We start from the raw sequence: 14,873 nt of genomic DNA on the forward strand, positions 1-14,873 counted from the left end.
GGGTGGGCCGGGCCGCCACGTGGGCCGGGGCCTCAGCCGGCCGCGTCGGCGCCGGCCGCCGCGGGGCGGGCCCCGGCGGCCGTGCGGTGTGCCGCGACGGCCGCGAGCGCCGCGAAGGCCCCGACGAGGGCGAGCCCCCACGGGATGGCTCGCACGTCGTACGCCACGAACCAGCCGATCGCCGCCGGGAAGAGGATGCTGCCGGTCATCGACGAGGAGATGACCAGCCCCACCGACCGGCGGTCCCCGCCGCGCTGGGCGAGCCAGGCGAGGCCGGTGGGGAAGACCGGCCCCAGCGCCAGTCCGGCGAGCAGGTACCCGGCGACCGCGCCGTGCGGCAGGGACGCGACGACGAGGGCGGCGCTGGTGCCGGCGAGGCCGGTGACGACCAGGCCCGCCGTGGTGGCCCTGCGGGCCAGGGCCGCCGCGCCGAACTTCGAGACGGCGGTGGCGCCCCAGAAGACCGCGACGATGACCGCCGCCGCGGCCGGAGTGTGACCCTGGCTCTGGATGTCCTTGGCGGCCCACGCGCCGATCCCGGTCTCCAGCCCTCCGTATCCCAGGTAGAGCAGCAGGAAGCCCGCCAGCGCGTTCCTGCCGAGGGCCCGGGTCGCGTGCCCGTCGGAGCCCTCCTCGCGGGTCCTCCACGCGGCGACCCTGGACACCCGCAGGCAGAGGACGGCGCCCACGGCCACCACGAGGAACCCGTAGGGCCGGCCCCGATCCAGGGAGGCTCCGGCCAGCAGGGGGCCGACGACGGTGCCCAGGGCGAACACCCCGTTGAGGAGGTTGACCATCCCCACGCCGTCGTCCTGACGGGCGAAGACGTCGTTCACCGTGAGGACGACGTTGCCCGCCCCGAACCCCGCGAGCACGCAGCCGGCGAGGCCGACGGCGAGGTTCCCGGAGAGGAAGACCCCGGCGCAGCCCGCGGCGTAGCCGAGGGTGGCTGCCGGGAGCACCCGGCGGCCGACGGACCGGACGGCCGAGGCGATCACCATGGCCGCCAGGCAGCCCGCGAAATAGGCGGTGATCAGGTACGGGACGTTCGCCGCGCCGGACGTGTAATGCTTTTCGAAGAGGGGGAGCAGCGGCCCCGTACTGGATTGGGAAATTCCCACCAGGAAGAGGAGGAAAAGGGCCGGAACATATCCTTCGGCCCTTTTGGCACCTGCGCGCACGGTGGCTCCTGCCGGTCTGGGGCGGATGGTGCGGGGGAATCCCAGCGAGTCTGGTGGCGGCTGGGGGGACGTGACGTCAAACGGACGCCGCCCGTGATGTGCGTCACGGCCCGTACGGAGGTCGATGGGGCCAACCGGGACGATCCGCCCACCTCATCCGTCTGCCTTCCGGTCGAAACGTCCCTTTTGCGTGACGGGCCGGCGGCCTCGTGTCCCCTTTCCGGGCCGCCCGCCGTCTGCCATAAAGATAATGCGAGGCACCCGTGCTTTTCCATGTCGAGGGCGGAGGAATGACATGCGCTATGCGGTGACCGGGGGCGACGGGTTCATCGGCCGATATGCCGTTCGGTATCTGCGGGAACAGGGCCACGAGGCCGTTTCCGTCGACCGGAGTTCCGGGGTGGACCTGCTGGAGGACAAACTCGGGCCCGCGCTCGCGGGCGTCGACGGAGTGATCCACCTGGCGGGGATCCTCGGCACCGAGGAGCTCTTCTCGTCCGTCGAGGACGCCATCGACGTCAACATCAAGGGCACCTACCGCGTGCTGGAGGCGTGCCGCGCGAACGGTGCGGGATTCGTCGGCATCACCATGCCGCAGGTGTGGCAGAACGTCTACCAGACCACCAAGCAGTGCGCGCAGAACCTCTCCTACGCGTGGCACGCGAACTTCGACGTGCCGGTCAGCCACGTGCGCGCCTTCAACGCCTTCGGCGAGGGGCAGAAGCACTACGGGGTGCAGAAGATCGTGCCCACCTTCGCCGTGCGGGCGTGGAGCGGCCGGCCGATCCCGGTCTGGGGGGACGGCGAGCAGACCGTCGACCTGGTGCACTCGGCGGACCTCGGGCGGATGCTCGTCGAGGCGCTCGGCTTCGGTGGCCGCGAGGTCTTCGACGGCGGCACCGGTGTCTCCTTCACGGTGAACGAGGTCGCCCGGATGGTCCTGGAGGTCACGGGCTCCCGGGCGGGCATCGAGTACCTGCCGATGCGCAAGGGCGAGACGTGCGGCGCCGACCTGGTCGCGAAGGGCGAGGGCTGGGACGTGCTGGGCTGGCACCCCGAGTTCAGGGCGTCGGACCTGGAACGGACGATCCTGTACTACCGTCAGTTCGCCGACTCCTGAGTCCGGAGGCACCGTGGACCCGCTGCTCGAAGCCGTGGACGGTACGCTGCCGTTCTGTCCACCGGACCACCGGCGGGCCCGTCTCGCGCTCCAGGTGACCGTGACCGGCGGCGGCCCCGCCGCCCGTACGGCCTTCGGACTGGTCTTCGGTGCCGACGACCTGCTGGGCCGGTGGTGGGGCGACTCCCCGGCCGCCCGGCTCCGGATCCGGCTGCCGGGCGAGCTGCTGGCGCGGTTCCGCGAGGGCGCCGACACCGGTACCTCCCTGACCATGTCGGGCGGGGTGGGGCTCTCGGCCGACTGGTCCGAACTGACGGCTCTGCGGGCCTGCGCGGACGGTCCGCTCTTCCGGGCGTACCTGGCGGCGCTGGACGCGCACCGCGGCGGCCCGGCGTCCGGTGCGCCGTCGGCGGGGGCGCCGGGGAGCGGTCCGCAGCGGAGCGAGCGGCGCGCGGTGGTCGTCCTCGCGGCGCCCAACGACGCCGACGGCGTGCTGAGCGCCATCGCGCGGGCCCGCACCCGGCGCGCCGTGGAACTGCTGGACGCCCCGGGGGCGCACCTGGTCCTCACCGGGGGCTTCGGCGCGCAGTTCAACACCACGGACCGGCCGCACTGGCGGCACTGCGAGGCCTGGCTGGCCGCGTGGCCGGGCGGGCGGCCGCCGGTGCTCGCCCGGCTGGAGACCCGGCACAGCTACGACGACGTCCTGTTCACGCGCGAACTGGCGCGGCAGCACGGCATGGACGAGGTCCTGCTGGTGACCTCCGACTACCACGCGCCCCGGATCCTGTACCTCGCGAGCCTCGCGGAGCTCTCCTGCCGGGTCGTCGAGGTGTCCCACCCCGACCTGCCGCCCGAGGAGTCGGCGCGGCTGCGGCGGCACGACGAGGGCGCCCTCGGCAGGACGATCGCCTCGACGCTCCTCTTCGGGCGCGACCGGCTCCCGCTGCCGCTGCGGCGGGCGGGGGCCGGCGGCCCCGGGGAGGTCTGGCGCCTCGACACCCCCGGTACGGAAGGATGAGTGACACCGCATGAGCGGGATCGCCTGCGACCGCGTTCTGTTCGACCTCGACGGCGTGCTGGTCGACTCGTTGCCGCTCATCGAACGGATCCTGCGCGCCTGGGCCGTGGGACACGGCCTGGACGACGACGAGGCGGTGGCGAGGTCCTACGGGCGGCGGGACGTCGACCTGATCCGCCTGGTCGCCCCGCACCTGGACGCGGTCCACGAGGCGGGCGTCATCGCCGGGCAGGAGGAGCGCGACTTCGAGGGGATCCGGCCCGTCCCCGGGGCGGCGGCGCTGCTGGCCTCGCTGCCGCCCGGCCGCTGGGGCATCGTCACCTCGGGGACGCGGGCGGTCGCCCGGGGGCGGCTGGCGGCGGCCGGGCTGCCGGAGCCGGGCGTCCTGCTCGCCGCCGAGGACTTCGAACGGGGCAAGCCGGACCCGGAGGGCTACCTCAAGGGCGCGGCGGCGCTGGGCGCTCCGCCCGGCAGGTGCGTGGTCTTCGAGGACGCCCGGGCCGGGGTCGAAGCGGCCCGGGCGGCCGGGATGCGCTGCGTCGGCCTGGGCGACGGCCTGTCCGGTCTGCCCGACGGGATGCTCGTGGCGACGGTGGCGGACCTGACGCAGGTCCGGGCCGAGGTGGCCGCGGGGACGGTGCTGCTGCACGCGCGTGCGGCGGGGCCGGTGACCGACCGTCGGCCGCGCTGAGCGTGGTGGCCCGGCGCCGCCCCGGTTCCCCGGGGCGGACAGGGCGTCAGGTCACGGCCGGGCGGGGCGAGGGCTCGCCGCGGTTGCGGTCGGCGCGAGCGCGCCACCGGTACGGGTCAGGCAGTAGTCGTCGCGGATCGTCCGGTAACCGGGGACCGCGACGGTGCCCAGGAGCTGTGCCCATTGCGCGGCGTTCGTCTCGATCGTGCGGGCGACGCGGTCGCGGGCGGCCTGGTCGGGGGCGTCGACGAGCTGACGGGCGTGTTCCCACGCCTGGGCGCGCCAGGTGCGGAACAGTTCGCGGGCGGTGAGGCCGGCGATGGGGTTCCAGCGGTCGTCGGCGAGGGCGACGATCACGTCGTAGCGGTCGGCGACGTCCTGGACGGCGGGGCCGTAGGCACGGTCCAGGACCGTCTGGAAGCGGTCGTAGTCGGGCTTGCGCGTGCCCCCTGCGGGAGCGGTGAGTCCGAGGGCGGCGAGGACGTACGGCATGTCCCGCTGGATGTGCGCGTTGGCCCCCAGGAGGACGTCCTGCCCGGCGTTGTGATGGACCGCCACCTCTTCGCGCCGTCCCCCGACGCAGGGTCTCCGGGGACCGGGTGAAGGTGCGGCGGACGCCCTTCGGCACGGACGGTCAGGCGCCTGATCGGGCCTATGGGGACAGAACGCAGAGGACGACCGGGGCCGGGCGGGAGGTCCTCCACAGGAGTGGCGAGGCCTGCGGCCCTCTCCGCCTCTCGCCCACCCCGAGCCGCCCGCCGGTAGGAGCGGGTGTACCGACCCGCCGCCGGGCTCGCCGCCGGTACCGACGACGAGCGCCGGGCCGGTCGACGACGCGGGTCCGGACGGTGAAGGGGGGGATGTCCACCGTCCGGACCCGTGCTCTCACCCGCCGGTCCTCTTCTGACCCCGATCCGCCCCCGCAAACCTCCGGCGCCCTGGGCGTGGGCGGCGGGCCCGGGAGCGGGAGTGGTCGGATGGGCCGGACGCCGGTCGGCCGGACCGTCGTGCCCACGGTGTGGGCCTGCTCTGCTCGCGCAGCCACGTACCGGGGCGAACCCCGGGTCGTCGCCGAGGCCGGTGCGGTTCGCCGGGACGTCGAGGGTTCCGTCGGCGCGCGCCGGCGGGCGTGTTCAGCGCCTGCGCCGGCGTTCGTGCTCCAGGACCGTCTCGACGAGGATCGCGGTCTGCGGGCCGAAGTGCCACCGGGCGCACCGGCCGGGGCTGCCGACGGGGGGAAGCAGACCGCCGATGCGCCGTCACGAGGCGCACGGCAGGCGCGCCGAAGACACGGCGGGAGGAAGAAAATGATCATCAAGAAGCCGCACGAGGCGGGCTTGAGGTCCGAACACGCCTACCTGGTCGGCATCGCCTCCATCGGCCTGTCGTTCGTCTCCTGGATGGCCTCGGCGAAGGCCGAGCCGGCCGGACCCGACCGTGCCGAGCCCTGGGGCATCTTCATCGGCGAGTGGACCCCGCCTTCTTCTGCATGGGCCTGGCCCTGTCCGAGTACGGACGCGACCGGACCCGGAACCCGCCCTACGCCGACGATCCGCGGGCGGGCGCCGCGGTCGGACACCCTTTCCCCGCGGCTCGGGACTTCACCCGATCACCCCGGAGACGCGTCACCGTTGCGGGCGGTGGGGCAGGAGGTGGCGGGCGAGGACGTCCAGGGCGGCGGTGACCTCGCCGAGCCGCTCGGGATCCTCGGTGCCGAGCGCGGTGGCGAGGGCCCGCTCGATGCCGGCGGCGCGGACCCGGGCGACGCGGTCGGACACGTCGGCGGCCTGGCGGACCAGGACGCGGCGGCGGTCGGCGGGGTCGGGGGCCGTCACCACCGAACCGGCCTCCTTGAGCCGCGCCACGGCGGTGGAGACCTGACTCTGCGGGAGGCCGGTCCGGGAGGCGATCTCGCCGACGGCGCTGTCCGGGTGGGCGGCGATGTCGCTGGCCACGATCAGGACCAGCCGGGCGCTGCCGGCGTAGCGGCCGGCGCCGCCGGGGGGCTCCGGCAGCGCGTCCTCGCCGAGCTTCATCAGGGTCCGGCCCAGCAGGAACAGCTCCACTCCGTTCATGGCCGGGAGCATACATCGGATTCGATTCATCGGGACCGATGGATACGGGGGCCACCCCCTCGCCCACGGCGAGAAAGATCCACCTCGATACATCTAGACAGATGCATCTCTTTCGATGAAAGATGGTGGAGCACCGGGTGACGGACGGACCGCCGGCTCCGGCGAAGGGGGACCCACCATGCCCAGCACCGCGCACCCGACCACCGGCACCCTGGCCGTCGCCGGTGCCGTCCTGCACTACCAGGTCGACGGCAGCGGGCCGGTGCTGCTCGTCTCGCAGAGCGGCGAGGGGGACGCCGACCGCAGCGTCGACCTGGTCGCCGGGCTCACCGACGCCTTCACCGTGGTCACCTACGACCGCCGGGGCCTGTCCCGCAGCCGGCTAACCGAGCCGGGCCGCGGCGCGACCCTCGTCGAGCACGCCGACGACGTCCACCACCTGCTCGCCGCACTCACCGACGAGCCGGCGCTCATGCTCGGCTGCAGCCTCGGAGCCGTCATCGGCCTGCACGCGGCCCAGCGGCACCCGGGGCAGATCGGCACCCTGATCGCCCACGAGCCCGTGGCCCCCCGCCTCCTGGCCGCCGACCGGCGTGCGCGCCACGAGCAGGAGCTGGCCCACCTCCAGGACCTCTACCGACGCGAGGGGCTGCGGGCGACGTTCCCGGAGATCGCCCGGGTCCTGGGCATCGACCCGGCCGGCCCGGACCGGGAGGCCGACCTGACCCCGCAGCCCCTCGACGAGCGGCGCCTCGCCAACTTCGACCACTTCATCCGGCACGACTTCAGCGCGGTCATCCAGGACACCCTCGACCCGGCGGGCCTGCGCGGGACCGGCACGCGCATCCTCCCGGCCGTCGGCCTGACCACGCCCCGCGAGGTCTTCGACGTCCAGTGCGCGCTGGCCCTCGCCGACCTCCTCGGCACCCAGGTGCTGGAACTGCCCGGCGGCCACAACGGGAACACCACCCACCCCCGGGCCTACGCCGCCCGCATCCGGGAGATCCTGGGCGCCGCCGCCTGACCCGGCGCAGCCGGTCGGGCGGGCGGGCCAGTCGGCCGCCGGTGGGCGGCTCCGGCGCAGGCTCCAGGCCAAGTCCCTTACAGTGCAGGCGCGTTCACCAAAGTCGCCGTGGTCGAGTGCGGCGCCCGCGTCTCAGGCTGCGGCCCTGAGCTCGCGGCGGTAGCCGCCCGGCGCCCGGCCGAACTCGCGCTTGAACGCCTTCGCGAACGCGTACTCGGAGCCGTACCCGGCCCGGGCGGCCACCGCGGTCAGCGGGGCCTCCGACTCGCGCAGCAGCCGGGCCGCGGTGGTCAGGCGCCACCGGGTCAGGTAGGCCATCGGCGGCTCGCCCACCATCGTGGTGAACCGCCGGGCGAAGGCGGCCCGGGACAGGCCCACCCGTCGGGCCAGCGACTCCACCGTCCACGGGGCCGCCGGGTCCTCGTGGATGGCGGCCAGGGCCGGCGCGACCGCGGAGTCGCCCAGCGCGGCCGCCCACCCGGCCGCGGCCGCCGTGGGCCGGTCGTCGAGCCAGGCCCGCAGGATGTAGAGCAGCAGCGAGTCGATCAGGGCCGGGACGATGCCGGTCGACCCGAGGCGCGGGTTCTCCAGCTCCGCCCCGAGCAGTTGGACGGCGGCGCTCAGCTCGGGGTGCCGGCCGTGCCCGGTGGTCAGGTGGACGACCTCGGGCAGCTGGCGGACCAGCGGGTGCGGACGGCCCTTGTCCAGGTGGTAGTTGCCGCACAGCAGGCTGGTGCGGGCGCCGTCGCCGCCGAGCGTCACGGTGCCGATCGGCCCGGTCGGGCGGTACTGGTCGGGCCGCTCGGGCTCGGCCGGGGTGGACGGGTGGTCGGCCAGGATGTGGCCGCTGCCGTCCCGCAGGAAGACCACGTCCCCCGGGTTGAGCGCGATCGGCTCGGTGCTGGACGCGCAGCCCAGCGGGATCAGCCAGCAGGTGCCGTGCAGCACCACGTGGAAGCCGGCTCCGGCGACCGGTGGCAGGCGCAGGCCCCAGGGGGCCCGGCCCTCGGTGCGCACCGATGTGGGCAGCCCCGTCCGCATCGAGCCCAGCGCCTCGGTCAGGATGTCCAACGACCTTCCCCCGTCCTCCGTCTGTCCACGGTCCGCCGCCGTCCGCCGCCACCTTAGGGGTTTGGCCCTGCGTCCGTCCCGGGGCCCGCCCCGGCCGGCCCCCTCTCCCGCGCCCCGCGGGCGGGCGTGGCGCTCAGGCGACGGTCAGCACGACCTTGCCCTGCACCCGGCCCGAGCCGACCAGCTCGTGCGCCCTGCCGGCCTCCGCGAGCGGGAAGGTCCCGGCGATGTGCGGGCGGATCCGGCCCTCGTCGACCAGGGCGGCGATGGCCTCCAGCGAGGCGTAGTCGGGCTCGACGGAGACGCCCGCGAAGCGCCTGCCGGCCTCCTCGATCTTCGCGGCGAGCTCCGTGTTCCAGTGCTCCATGATGCTGACCAGGGTGCCGCCCGGCTTCAGCACCTCCAGGGCCCGGGTGCCCTCGGAGGAGGAGTCGAGGACGATGTCGACGTCGGCGACCGCCTCGGTGTAGTCGGTGGTCCGGTAGTCGATCACCTCGTCCGCGCCCAGGCCGCGCACGAACTCGTGCTTGGCCTCGCTCGCCAGCGCGATGACGTGGGCGCCGCGGGCCTTGGCGATCTGGACGGCGAAGTGGCCGACGCCGCCGGCCGCGCGGTGGATCAGGACGCGCTGGCCCCCGGTCAGCCCGGCCGCGTCGACCAGGCCCTGCCAGGCGGTGAGCGCGGCCAGCGGGAGCGCGGCGGCCTGCACGTGGTCGAGCGTGGCGGGCTTGCGGGCCACCTGCCGCGAGGGGACGGCGACGTAGTCGGCGTAGCCGGTGGCGGCGCGGGGGAAGAACGGCATCCCGAAGACCTCGTCACCGGGCTTGAAACGGGCCCCGGGGCCGGCCTCCTCGACGACGCCGGAGATGTCCCAGCCGACCCCGTACGGCGGCTCGCCGAGCAGCGGATAGGCGCCCGAACGGACCGCCACGTCCACCGGGTTGACGCCACTGGCGTGGACCCGGACGAGGACCTCGCCGCCGAGCGGGGCGGGCCGCTCGGTCTCGACCACCTCCAGGACCTCGGGGCCGCCGAAGGACTTCTGAATGACTGCGCGCATGGGAGGACTGCCTCTCGCTCGGTCCGGTCCCTGTCGGCCCGGCTCCTGGTGTCCTCAACTCTAGGAAGATCGAACGAGCCGCTGAATATCCTTCAGTCTTCAGAAGATGTCCGATCGTCTCGCCCGCCGAGCACCCCGGTCGAGTCAGTGGGCGTGCGCGGTGAGCAGGCCGGGCAGGTCGCGCATGTCGCCGAACAGGACCCGGCCCGGACCGGCCAGGCGGTCGGCGGAGTTGACGCCGCCGGTGTAGCCGAAGGCGGGGATGCCGGCCGCGTTCGCCGCGCTCAGGCCGTGCGGGCTGTCCTCCACCACCACGCAGCGGGCCGGGTCGGCGCCCAGCGTGCGGGCCGCGTGCAGGAACAGGTCCGGCGCGGGCTTGCCGCGCGGCACGTCCTCCGCGCCGCTGAAGATCCGCCCGGCGAACCGCCCGTACAGCCCGGTCAGGCCCAGCCCCCGCCGCAGCCAGCGATGACTGCTGTTGGAGGCCACGCACCCGGGCAGGTCGATCCGCTCCAGCGCCTCGACGATCCCGTCCACCGGGCCCAGCCGCTCCTCGGTCAGCCGGGTGTGCAGCGGCCGGTACTCCTCCCACCAGTCGGCGGGCAGCTCCCGCCCGAGCAGTTCCTCCAGCGCCGCCGTCTTCGCCCCGTGCGACAGCCCGACGAACCGCTCCACGATCTCCTGCTCGCCCATCGGCAGCCCGAGCGCCGCCATCGCCACCTTGTCCACCTCGACGCCGATCGGCTCGCTGTCGATCAGCACGCCGTCACAGTCGAAGATCACCAGTTCGATCACTCCTGCACTTTATTACTCCGGACGGGGGCCGCGGATGTAGCTGAAACGTGATGAATTCTGGTACGACGCGTACAGAGCCGATGATTTGATTCACCGATGACCAGCTCTTCCCCCTCGCCTTCACCCGCGTCCGTGGGCGCCCGCCCGTGGTGGCGCAGACCCGCGGTGATCGTCCTCGCCCTCGTCTTCCTGCCCCCGGTGGGCCTGGTCCTGCTGTGGACCTCGCCGTGGCGGCGTCCGGCGAAGGTGGCCGTCAGCGTGGTCGGCGGCCTCTACTGCCTGATCTGGTTCGCGGCCGTGGTGGCCGACCCGAAGAAGCCGGACACCGCCCGTCCGGTCGCCGCGGCCACGGCAACCGCCCCCTCCCCCTCGGCCTCGGCTTCACCGAGCACCGCGACCGCGGCGCCGACCCCGACCGCCACGGCCACCGCGACCCCGACTCCCACGCCGACCCAGGCACCCGTGCCGGCGCAGCCGTCCGCTCCGCCGGAGGCCGCCCCGCCGAAGGCTGACGTGTACTTCGCGGACTGCGAGGCCGCGTGGGCGGGCGGCGCGGCCCCGCTGCACCGGGGCGACGCCGGCTACCGCGCGGGCCTGGACTCCGACGGCGACGGCACCGCCTGCGAGACCCGTCCCGGCCACGGTTCCTCCGGCGGCAGCAGCTCGACCGGTGGATCGACGGGCGGCAGCAGCTCGACCGGTGGATCGACGGGCGGCAGCAGCGGGGGCACCTCCTCCAGCGGCGGGTCGAGCTCGTCCTCCGGCGGGGGCGGCGGCACTGCGTACTACGCCAACTGCAGCGCGGCGAAAGCCGCCGGCGCAGCCCCGCTGCACCGTGGTGAGCCCGGCTACCGCGCCGCGCTCGACCGCGACGGCGACGGAGTCGCCTGCGAGTGACCTGCCCCCCCGGCGGCTCCTCCGGTGCCGTCGGGGCAGGTGTGCACCAGCGGGAGCCGGTGCGCACCTGCCGTCCGACCGGGGCTGGTGACGGAGCCGTGCGGTTCCAGGACCGGCGCCGGCCCGGCCAGGAGGGCCCCGTGCGGACGGCGGCCGGCTTCCTCGGGTACCGGGCGGCGGGTGTGCGTCCCGCCCACGACGTACCGCCGCGGGCCAGGACCGGGAGCCTGGTCCCCCGCCCATCGGCGGGTGAGGCTAACCCCCGGGCCGATCGGGGGGCGCAGCGGATGGTCCGGGGCACCCGCGCGCGGCGAGGGTGGGGCCCATGATCACGCACAAGGCCCTGCTCGCCGCCCTGCTCGTCCCGCTCGGTGCCACCCTGGCCATCGCCCCGGCCGCCTCCGCCGCCACCCCGCCTGCCCCGCCCACCTCGGCCACCTCGGCCTCCGCACCGGCCTCCGACGACGCCGTGTCCCGCTCCCCCGAGGCGGCCCTCAGCCGGGTGGCCCATCCGCTGCGCACCACCGAGCCCCTCGGCGGCCTGGCCGACCTGCGCCCGTTCGGCCGGATGGTCGGCGACGCCAGGGTCGTGGGCCTCGGCGAGGCCACCCACAGCTCGCACGAGTTCTTCGCCCTCAAGCACCGGGTCTTGCGGTACCTGGTCGAGGAGAAGGGCTTCCGGGCCTTCGCCCTCGAAGCCCCGTGGAGCACCGGACTTCGGCTCGACGCCTACCTCGTGCACGGCGAGGGCGACTTGAAGCAGATCATGGACGAGGAGTTCCAGGGCACCTACCGGTGGTGGAACAACGCCGAGTACCGCGATCTGCTCCAGTGGATGCGCGCGTACAACGTCGGGCACCCGGAGGACCCGGTCCGCTTCGTCGGCGACGACGGCGGGTTCGCCGGTGCCGGGCTGTACGACAGGGTGAGCGCCTACGTGGCCGCGGTCCGCCCCGAACTCGTCCCGCAGCTCACCGAGTTGTACCGGGGCCTGCGGCCCGCCACCGATGCCGAGAGGTACGTCGACGACTACCTGTCGAAGCCGATGGCCGAGCGCAAGGAGCTCGCCGAGCGCACCGGACGGGCGGTGGACCTGGTCAAGCAGCTGCCCGGCACGGGCGCCGACGCCGACGCCCACGCCTGGGCCCTCCAGCACGCCACCGCGATCCACCAGATGACCACCCTGTACGCCTTCGACTGGGACGACCCCCAGAGCATCCCCGGCGCCATGCTCCACCGCGACCGGATCATGGCGGAGAACGTCGCCTGGTGGCAGCAGCGGACGGGCGACCGGATCGTGCTGGCCGCCCACAACGGCCACGTCGCCCTGAAGTCCTACGTCCCCGGCCCGTATCCGAGGGTCCAGGGCGACTTCCTGCGCGAGCAGTTGGGCGACGGCTACCTGAGTGTCGGCCTCACCTTCGACCACGGTTCGTTCAACGCCTTCGGCCAGGACGGCGGAGTCCACCGCTTCGCCGTCGGCCCGGCCGCGCCCGGCACCGCCGAGCACACCCTCGACCGGGTGCGCTACCGCGACTTCGTGGTGGACCTGCGCGACGTCCCGGCGCAGGCCCGCGCCTGGCTCGCCGCACCGCACACCGTCAAGAACATCGGCGCCACCTACCCCGGGATCGCGGACGCCCCGCAGATCCGGCTCGCGCAGTCGCACGACGTCGTGATCCACCTCCAGCAGGTGGAGGCGGCCCGCATGCTCAAGTAGCACCCGGGCCGGCCCGGCTGGCGCTGCTGGTGGGCCGGCCCACCAGCAGCGCCAGCCGGGCAGTCACCGGGAGGGTGCGCGGTCGCCCGTGCGACCGGGGAGGCGGAACGACGAGCTCAGCCGGGCCAGGTTCCGGTCAGCCGGCGTACGGCGGTGGCGCCGGCGCGGTCGACGGCCGCCTTGACCCCGGCGAAGATCGCGCCCTGGAGCGCGGCCGCGAGCAGCACCTCCCGCCAGGACCGGCCTTCGTCGGTGGCGTCCGGGGCGTCCTCGTCGTGGCCGAGCGCCTTCCACGCCTGCTTGAACAGCACTCCCGCGGCCATGCCGCTGACGGCGCCGAGCGCGAGCCCGACCGGCTTGTAGGCGATCTTCGAGGCCTTCACCCGGCTCACCCCCTCCGGCGGCGGCAGACCAGCCACACCACGGTGGCCGCCCCCGCCGCCGCCACCAGCACCGTGCGGTTGGCCCGCGCCAGCCGCACCCCCCGGGCGGCCTTCTCCCGCACCGGTTCGGGCACCTTCTCCTCCCACAGGTGACCGGCCTCGGCGGCCGTGTGCCTGACCGGATCGGGCAGCCGGTCCTGCGCCTGGTGGGCCAGGTCGGCGGCCTTGGCCTTCAGTTCTCCGGCCTTGTGAGCGGCCTGCTCCTTGACCTCGGCGGCCTTCTCCTGGGCGCGCGCCCGGACGTCGGTCTTCGCCGCGAGCGCCTGGATCGTCCCTCCGAGCTCGGCCCGGGTCCGCTCGACCTGTTCGCGCAGCTCCTCCGGGCTGGAGGCGATGGATTCGTCGTACGGCGGCTGGGTCATCGGTGTGCCCTCTCCTTGATCTCGGCCACGTCGGCCTTCACGTTCTCGACGGTCCGCTCGGGCAGGGCCGGCCCGGCCCGATCGACCTGCTTCTTTCCGCTCACGGCCAGCACCGCGGCGACCAGGCCCAGCACCGCGGTGACGATCAGCCCGGCCGCCCAGACCGGCAGCGCGACCGCCAGTGCGGCGAGCACCGTGGCGACCAGCGCCTGCGCCATCAGGAATCCGGCCAGCCCGGCGCCGCCGAACAGGCCTCCGCCCTTGCCGTAGCGCCGGCCCTTCTCCTTCATCTCCGCCTGCGCCAGGCGCAGTTCGTCCCGCACCAGCTCGGTCAGCTGCTGCGAGGCCCGCTTCACCAGCTCACCCACCGGCTCCTGGCCCGGTCGGTCCACACCCGGGGCGGGTCCGGCACGGTGCAGCTGCGTGCTCGACACAGCGGTCACCTCCTGTCCCTCTGCGCTCCTGCCCTGCCGGCCGGCCGCGCCGTGCGCCCGACCGCCCGTCGAGGGCGCGCTTACCCCGACCGGGCGAGTTCAGGCCGGTCGTACGGCCGACATGGCCGCCCGCTTCACTCGTGCTCCCGGCCCTGCCGGACCTGCCGGGACCGGTGGCCCGGCAGGAGGCGGAACGCGGCGACGGCCCTCCGCCGGAGGGCGGAGGGCCGTCGAGTGGGAGCCTGCGGCGGTCGGAGGACCGCGCGGGCGGGTCAGGCCGCCGCGCGGGCGGCCCTGGTGCGGGTGCGCCGGAAGACGGCGGCCGGGTTCCCGTAGTGGTTGAGCCACTTCTCGCACCAGTACTGCAGCGCGGCGGTGTGCGCGCCGAAGTGGTGGGGCTCGCGGGCCGCCTCGGAGGCGTACTTCCCGGTACGTCCCGGCAGGTCAGGAGCGCGGCGGCAGCCGGTGGAGGCGCACCTCGGTGAGGTGGCCGTCGTGTGCCCGGGCGGTGAGGTAGGTGGCGAAGGGCTGGCGGCGCCGGTCGGTCGGCGAGCCGGGGTTGAGCAGCCGCAGTCCGTCCGGGCCGCGACTGTCCCACGGGATGTGGCTGTGGCCGAAGACCAGGACGTCCGCGTCGGGGAACCGTGAGCGGCACCGCTGTTCACGTCCCCGGGCGGGGCCGGTCTCGTGCACGACCACGAAGCGCAGGCCCTCCAGTTCGACCCGGGCCACTTCCGGCAGCCGTTCGCGCAGCTGCGGTCCGTCGTTGTTGCCGTGGACGGCGACCAGCCGCCGGGCCCGGGCCTCGAACAGGTCGAGCGTGGCAGTGTCGACCCAGTCCCCGGCGTGGAACACCACGTCGGCCTCGTCGACGGCGCGCAGGACCAGGGCCGGCAGGGCCCGCGCCCGGGTGGGCACGTGGGTGTCGGAGGTGACGAGCAGTCGCACGGTTCCGGGCTCCGGTTCGGGCGGGTCGGGC

The 14,873-nt window shown here is 74.6% G+C and carries 16 protein-coding genes; 6 read left to right on the forward strand and 10 right to left on the reverse strand.

Features of this window, described 5'->3' with window-relative positions:
- Positions 1-32: 32 nt before the first annotated feature.
- On the reverse strand, positions 33-1,181 hold the full coding sequence (locus ACZ7RU_RS11475) for an MFS transporter (RefSeq protein WP_470340676.1): 1,149 nt from the start codon (positions 1,179-1,181) through the stop codon (positions 33-35).
- Positions 1,182-1,476: 295 nt separating this feature from the next.
- On the opposite strand from ACZ7RU_RS11475, the gene ACZ7RU_RS11480 reads away from it, so the two are divergent.
- From ACZ7RU_RS11480 to ACZ7RU_RS11490, 3 genes are read left to right on the forward strand one after another with little or no spacing between them, the layout of a single operon-like run.
- Entirely contained in the window at positions 1,477-2,301 is an 825-nt protein-coding gene (locus ACZ7RU_RS11480) for an NAD-dependent epimerase/dehydratase family protein (protein WP_470340677.1), read from the forward strand.
- 13 nt (positions 2,302-2,314) lie between these two features.
- On the forward strand, positions 2,315-3,322 hold the full coding sequence (locus tag ACZ7RU_RS11485; protein WP_470340678.1) for a YdcF family protein: 1,008 nt from the start codon (positions 2,315-2,317) through the stop codon (positions 3,320-3,322).
- Positions 3,323-3,332: 10 nt separating this feature from the next.
- On the forward strand, positions 3,333-4,013 hold the full coding sequence (locus tag ACZ7RU_RS11490) for an HAD-IA family hydrolase (RefSeq protein ID WP_470340679.1): 681 nt from the start codon (positions 3,333-3,335) through the stop codon (positions 4,011-4,013).
- A gap of 51 nt (positions 4,014-4,064) precedes the next feature.
- Here ACZ7RU_RS11490 and ACZ7RU_RS11495 read toward each other — a convergent pair whose 3' ends face one another.
- Together ACZ7RU_RS11495 and ACZ7RU_RS11500 are read right to left on the reverse strand one after the other, a co-directional pair.
- A complete protein-coding gene (locus ACZ7RU_RS11495) occupies positions 4,065-4,571 on the reverse strand; it encodes a DUF5995 family protein (RefSeq protein WP_470340680.1) in 507 nt (168 codons plus the stop codon).
- A gap of 1,067 nt (positions 4,572-5,638) precedes the next feature.
- The gene (locus tag ACZ7RU_RS11500; RefSeq protein WP_470340681.1) at positions 5,639-6,088 is read right to left on the reverse strand and encodes a MarR family transcriptional regulator; all 450 of its coding nucleotides are present in this window, start codon (positions 6,086-6,088) and stop codon (positions 5,639-5,641) included.
- 178 nt (positions 6,089-6,266) lie between these two features.
- On the opposite strand from ACZ7RU_RS11500, the gene ACZ7RU_RS11505 reads away from it, so the two are divergent.
- Positions 6,267-7,112 carry an alpha/beta fold hydrolase gene (locus ACZ7RU_RS11505; protein WP_470340682.1) on the forward strand — a complete coding sequence of 282 codons (846 nt, stop codon included), beginning with the start codon at positions 6,267-6,269 and terminating at the stop codon, positions 7,110-7,112.
- A 132-nt stretch (positions 7,113-7,244) separates the two neighbouring features.
- Here ACZ7RU_RS11505 and ACZ7RU_RS11510 read toward each other — a convergent pair whose 3' ends face one another.
- From ACZ7RU_RS11510 to ACZ7RU_RS11520, 3 genes are all read right to left on the reverse strand, one after another.
- A complete protein-coding gene (locus ACZ7RU_RS11510; protein WP_470340683.1) occupies positions 7,245-8,183 on the reverse strand; it encodes a cupin domain-containing protein in 939 nt (312 codons plus the stop codon).
- A 133-nt stretch (positions 8,184-8,316) separates the two neighbouring features.
- A complete protein-coding gene (locus ACZ7RU_RS11515) occupies positions 8,317-9,243 on the reverse strand; it encodes an NADP-dependent oxidoreductase (protein ID WP_470340684.1) in 927 nt (308 codons plus the stop codon).
- A gap of 144 nt (positions 9,244-9,387) precedes the next feature.
- Complete coding sequence (locus tag ACZ7RU_RS11520) at positions 9,388-10,038, reverse strand: HAD family hydrolase (RefSeq protein ID WP_470340685.1); 651 nt, start codon at positions 10,036-10,038, stop codon at positions 9,388-9,390.
- 96 nt (positions 10,039-10,134) lie between these two features.
- Between ACZ7RU_RS11520 and ACZ7RU_RS11525 the strand changes: the two genes are divergently transcribed.
- Positions 10,135-10,935 carry an excalibur calcium-binding domain-containing protein gene (locus tag ACZ7RU_RS11525; protein ID WP_470340686.1) on the forward strand — a complete coding sequence of 267 codons (801 nt, stop codon included), beginning with the start codon at positions 10,135-10,137 and terminating at the stop codon, positions 10,933-10,935.
- A 325-nt stretch (positions 10,936-11,260) separates the two neighbouring features.
- Entirely contained in the window at positions 11,261-12,655 is a 1,395-nt protein-coding gene (locus ACZ7RU_RS11530; RefSeq protein WP_470340687.1) for an erythromycin esterase family protein, read from the forward strand.
- A gap of 116 nt (positions 12,656-12,771) precedes the next feature.
- On the opposite strand, the gene ACZ7RU_RS11535 is transcribed toward ACZ7RU_RS11530, so the two are convergent.
- The 4 genes from ACZ7RU_RS11535 to ACZ7RU_RS11550 form a co-directional block, all read right to left on the reverse strand.
- Complete coding sequence (locus ACZ7RU_RS11535) at positions 12,772-13,038, reverse strand: DUF4235 domain-containing protein (RefSeq protein ID WP_470340688.1); 267 nt, start codon at positions 13,036-13,038, stop codon at positions 12,772-12,774.
- Between the two features lie 5 nt (positions 13,039-13,043).
- A complete protein-coding gene (locus tag ACZ7RU_RS11540) occupies positions 13,044-13,460 on the reverse strand; it encodes a DUF3618 domain-containing protein (protein ID WP_470340689.1) in 417 nt (138 codons plus the stop codon).
- Positions 13,457-13,828 carry a phage holin family protein gene (locus ACZ7RU_RS11545; protein WP_470340950.1) on the reverse strand — a complete coding sequence of 124 codons (372 nt, stop codon included), beginning with the start codon at positions 13,826-13,828 and terminating at the stop codon, positions 13,457-13,459. The genes ACZ7RU_RS11540 and ACZ7RU_RS11545 overlap by 4 nt, the downstream gene beginning before the upstream one ends.
- Before the next feature lie 510 nt (positions 13,829-14,338).
- The gene (locus ACZ7RU_RS11550; RefSeq protein WP_401112213.1) at positions 14,339-14,842 is read right to left on the reverse strand and encodes a metallophosphoesterase family protein; all 504 of its coding nucleotides are present in this window, start codon (positions 14,840-14,842) and stop codon (positions 14,339-14,341) included.
- Positions 14,843-14,873: the final 31 nt, after the last annotated feature.

The organism is Kitasatospora sp. NPDC114501 (assembly GCF_055633695.1).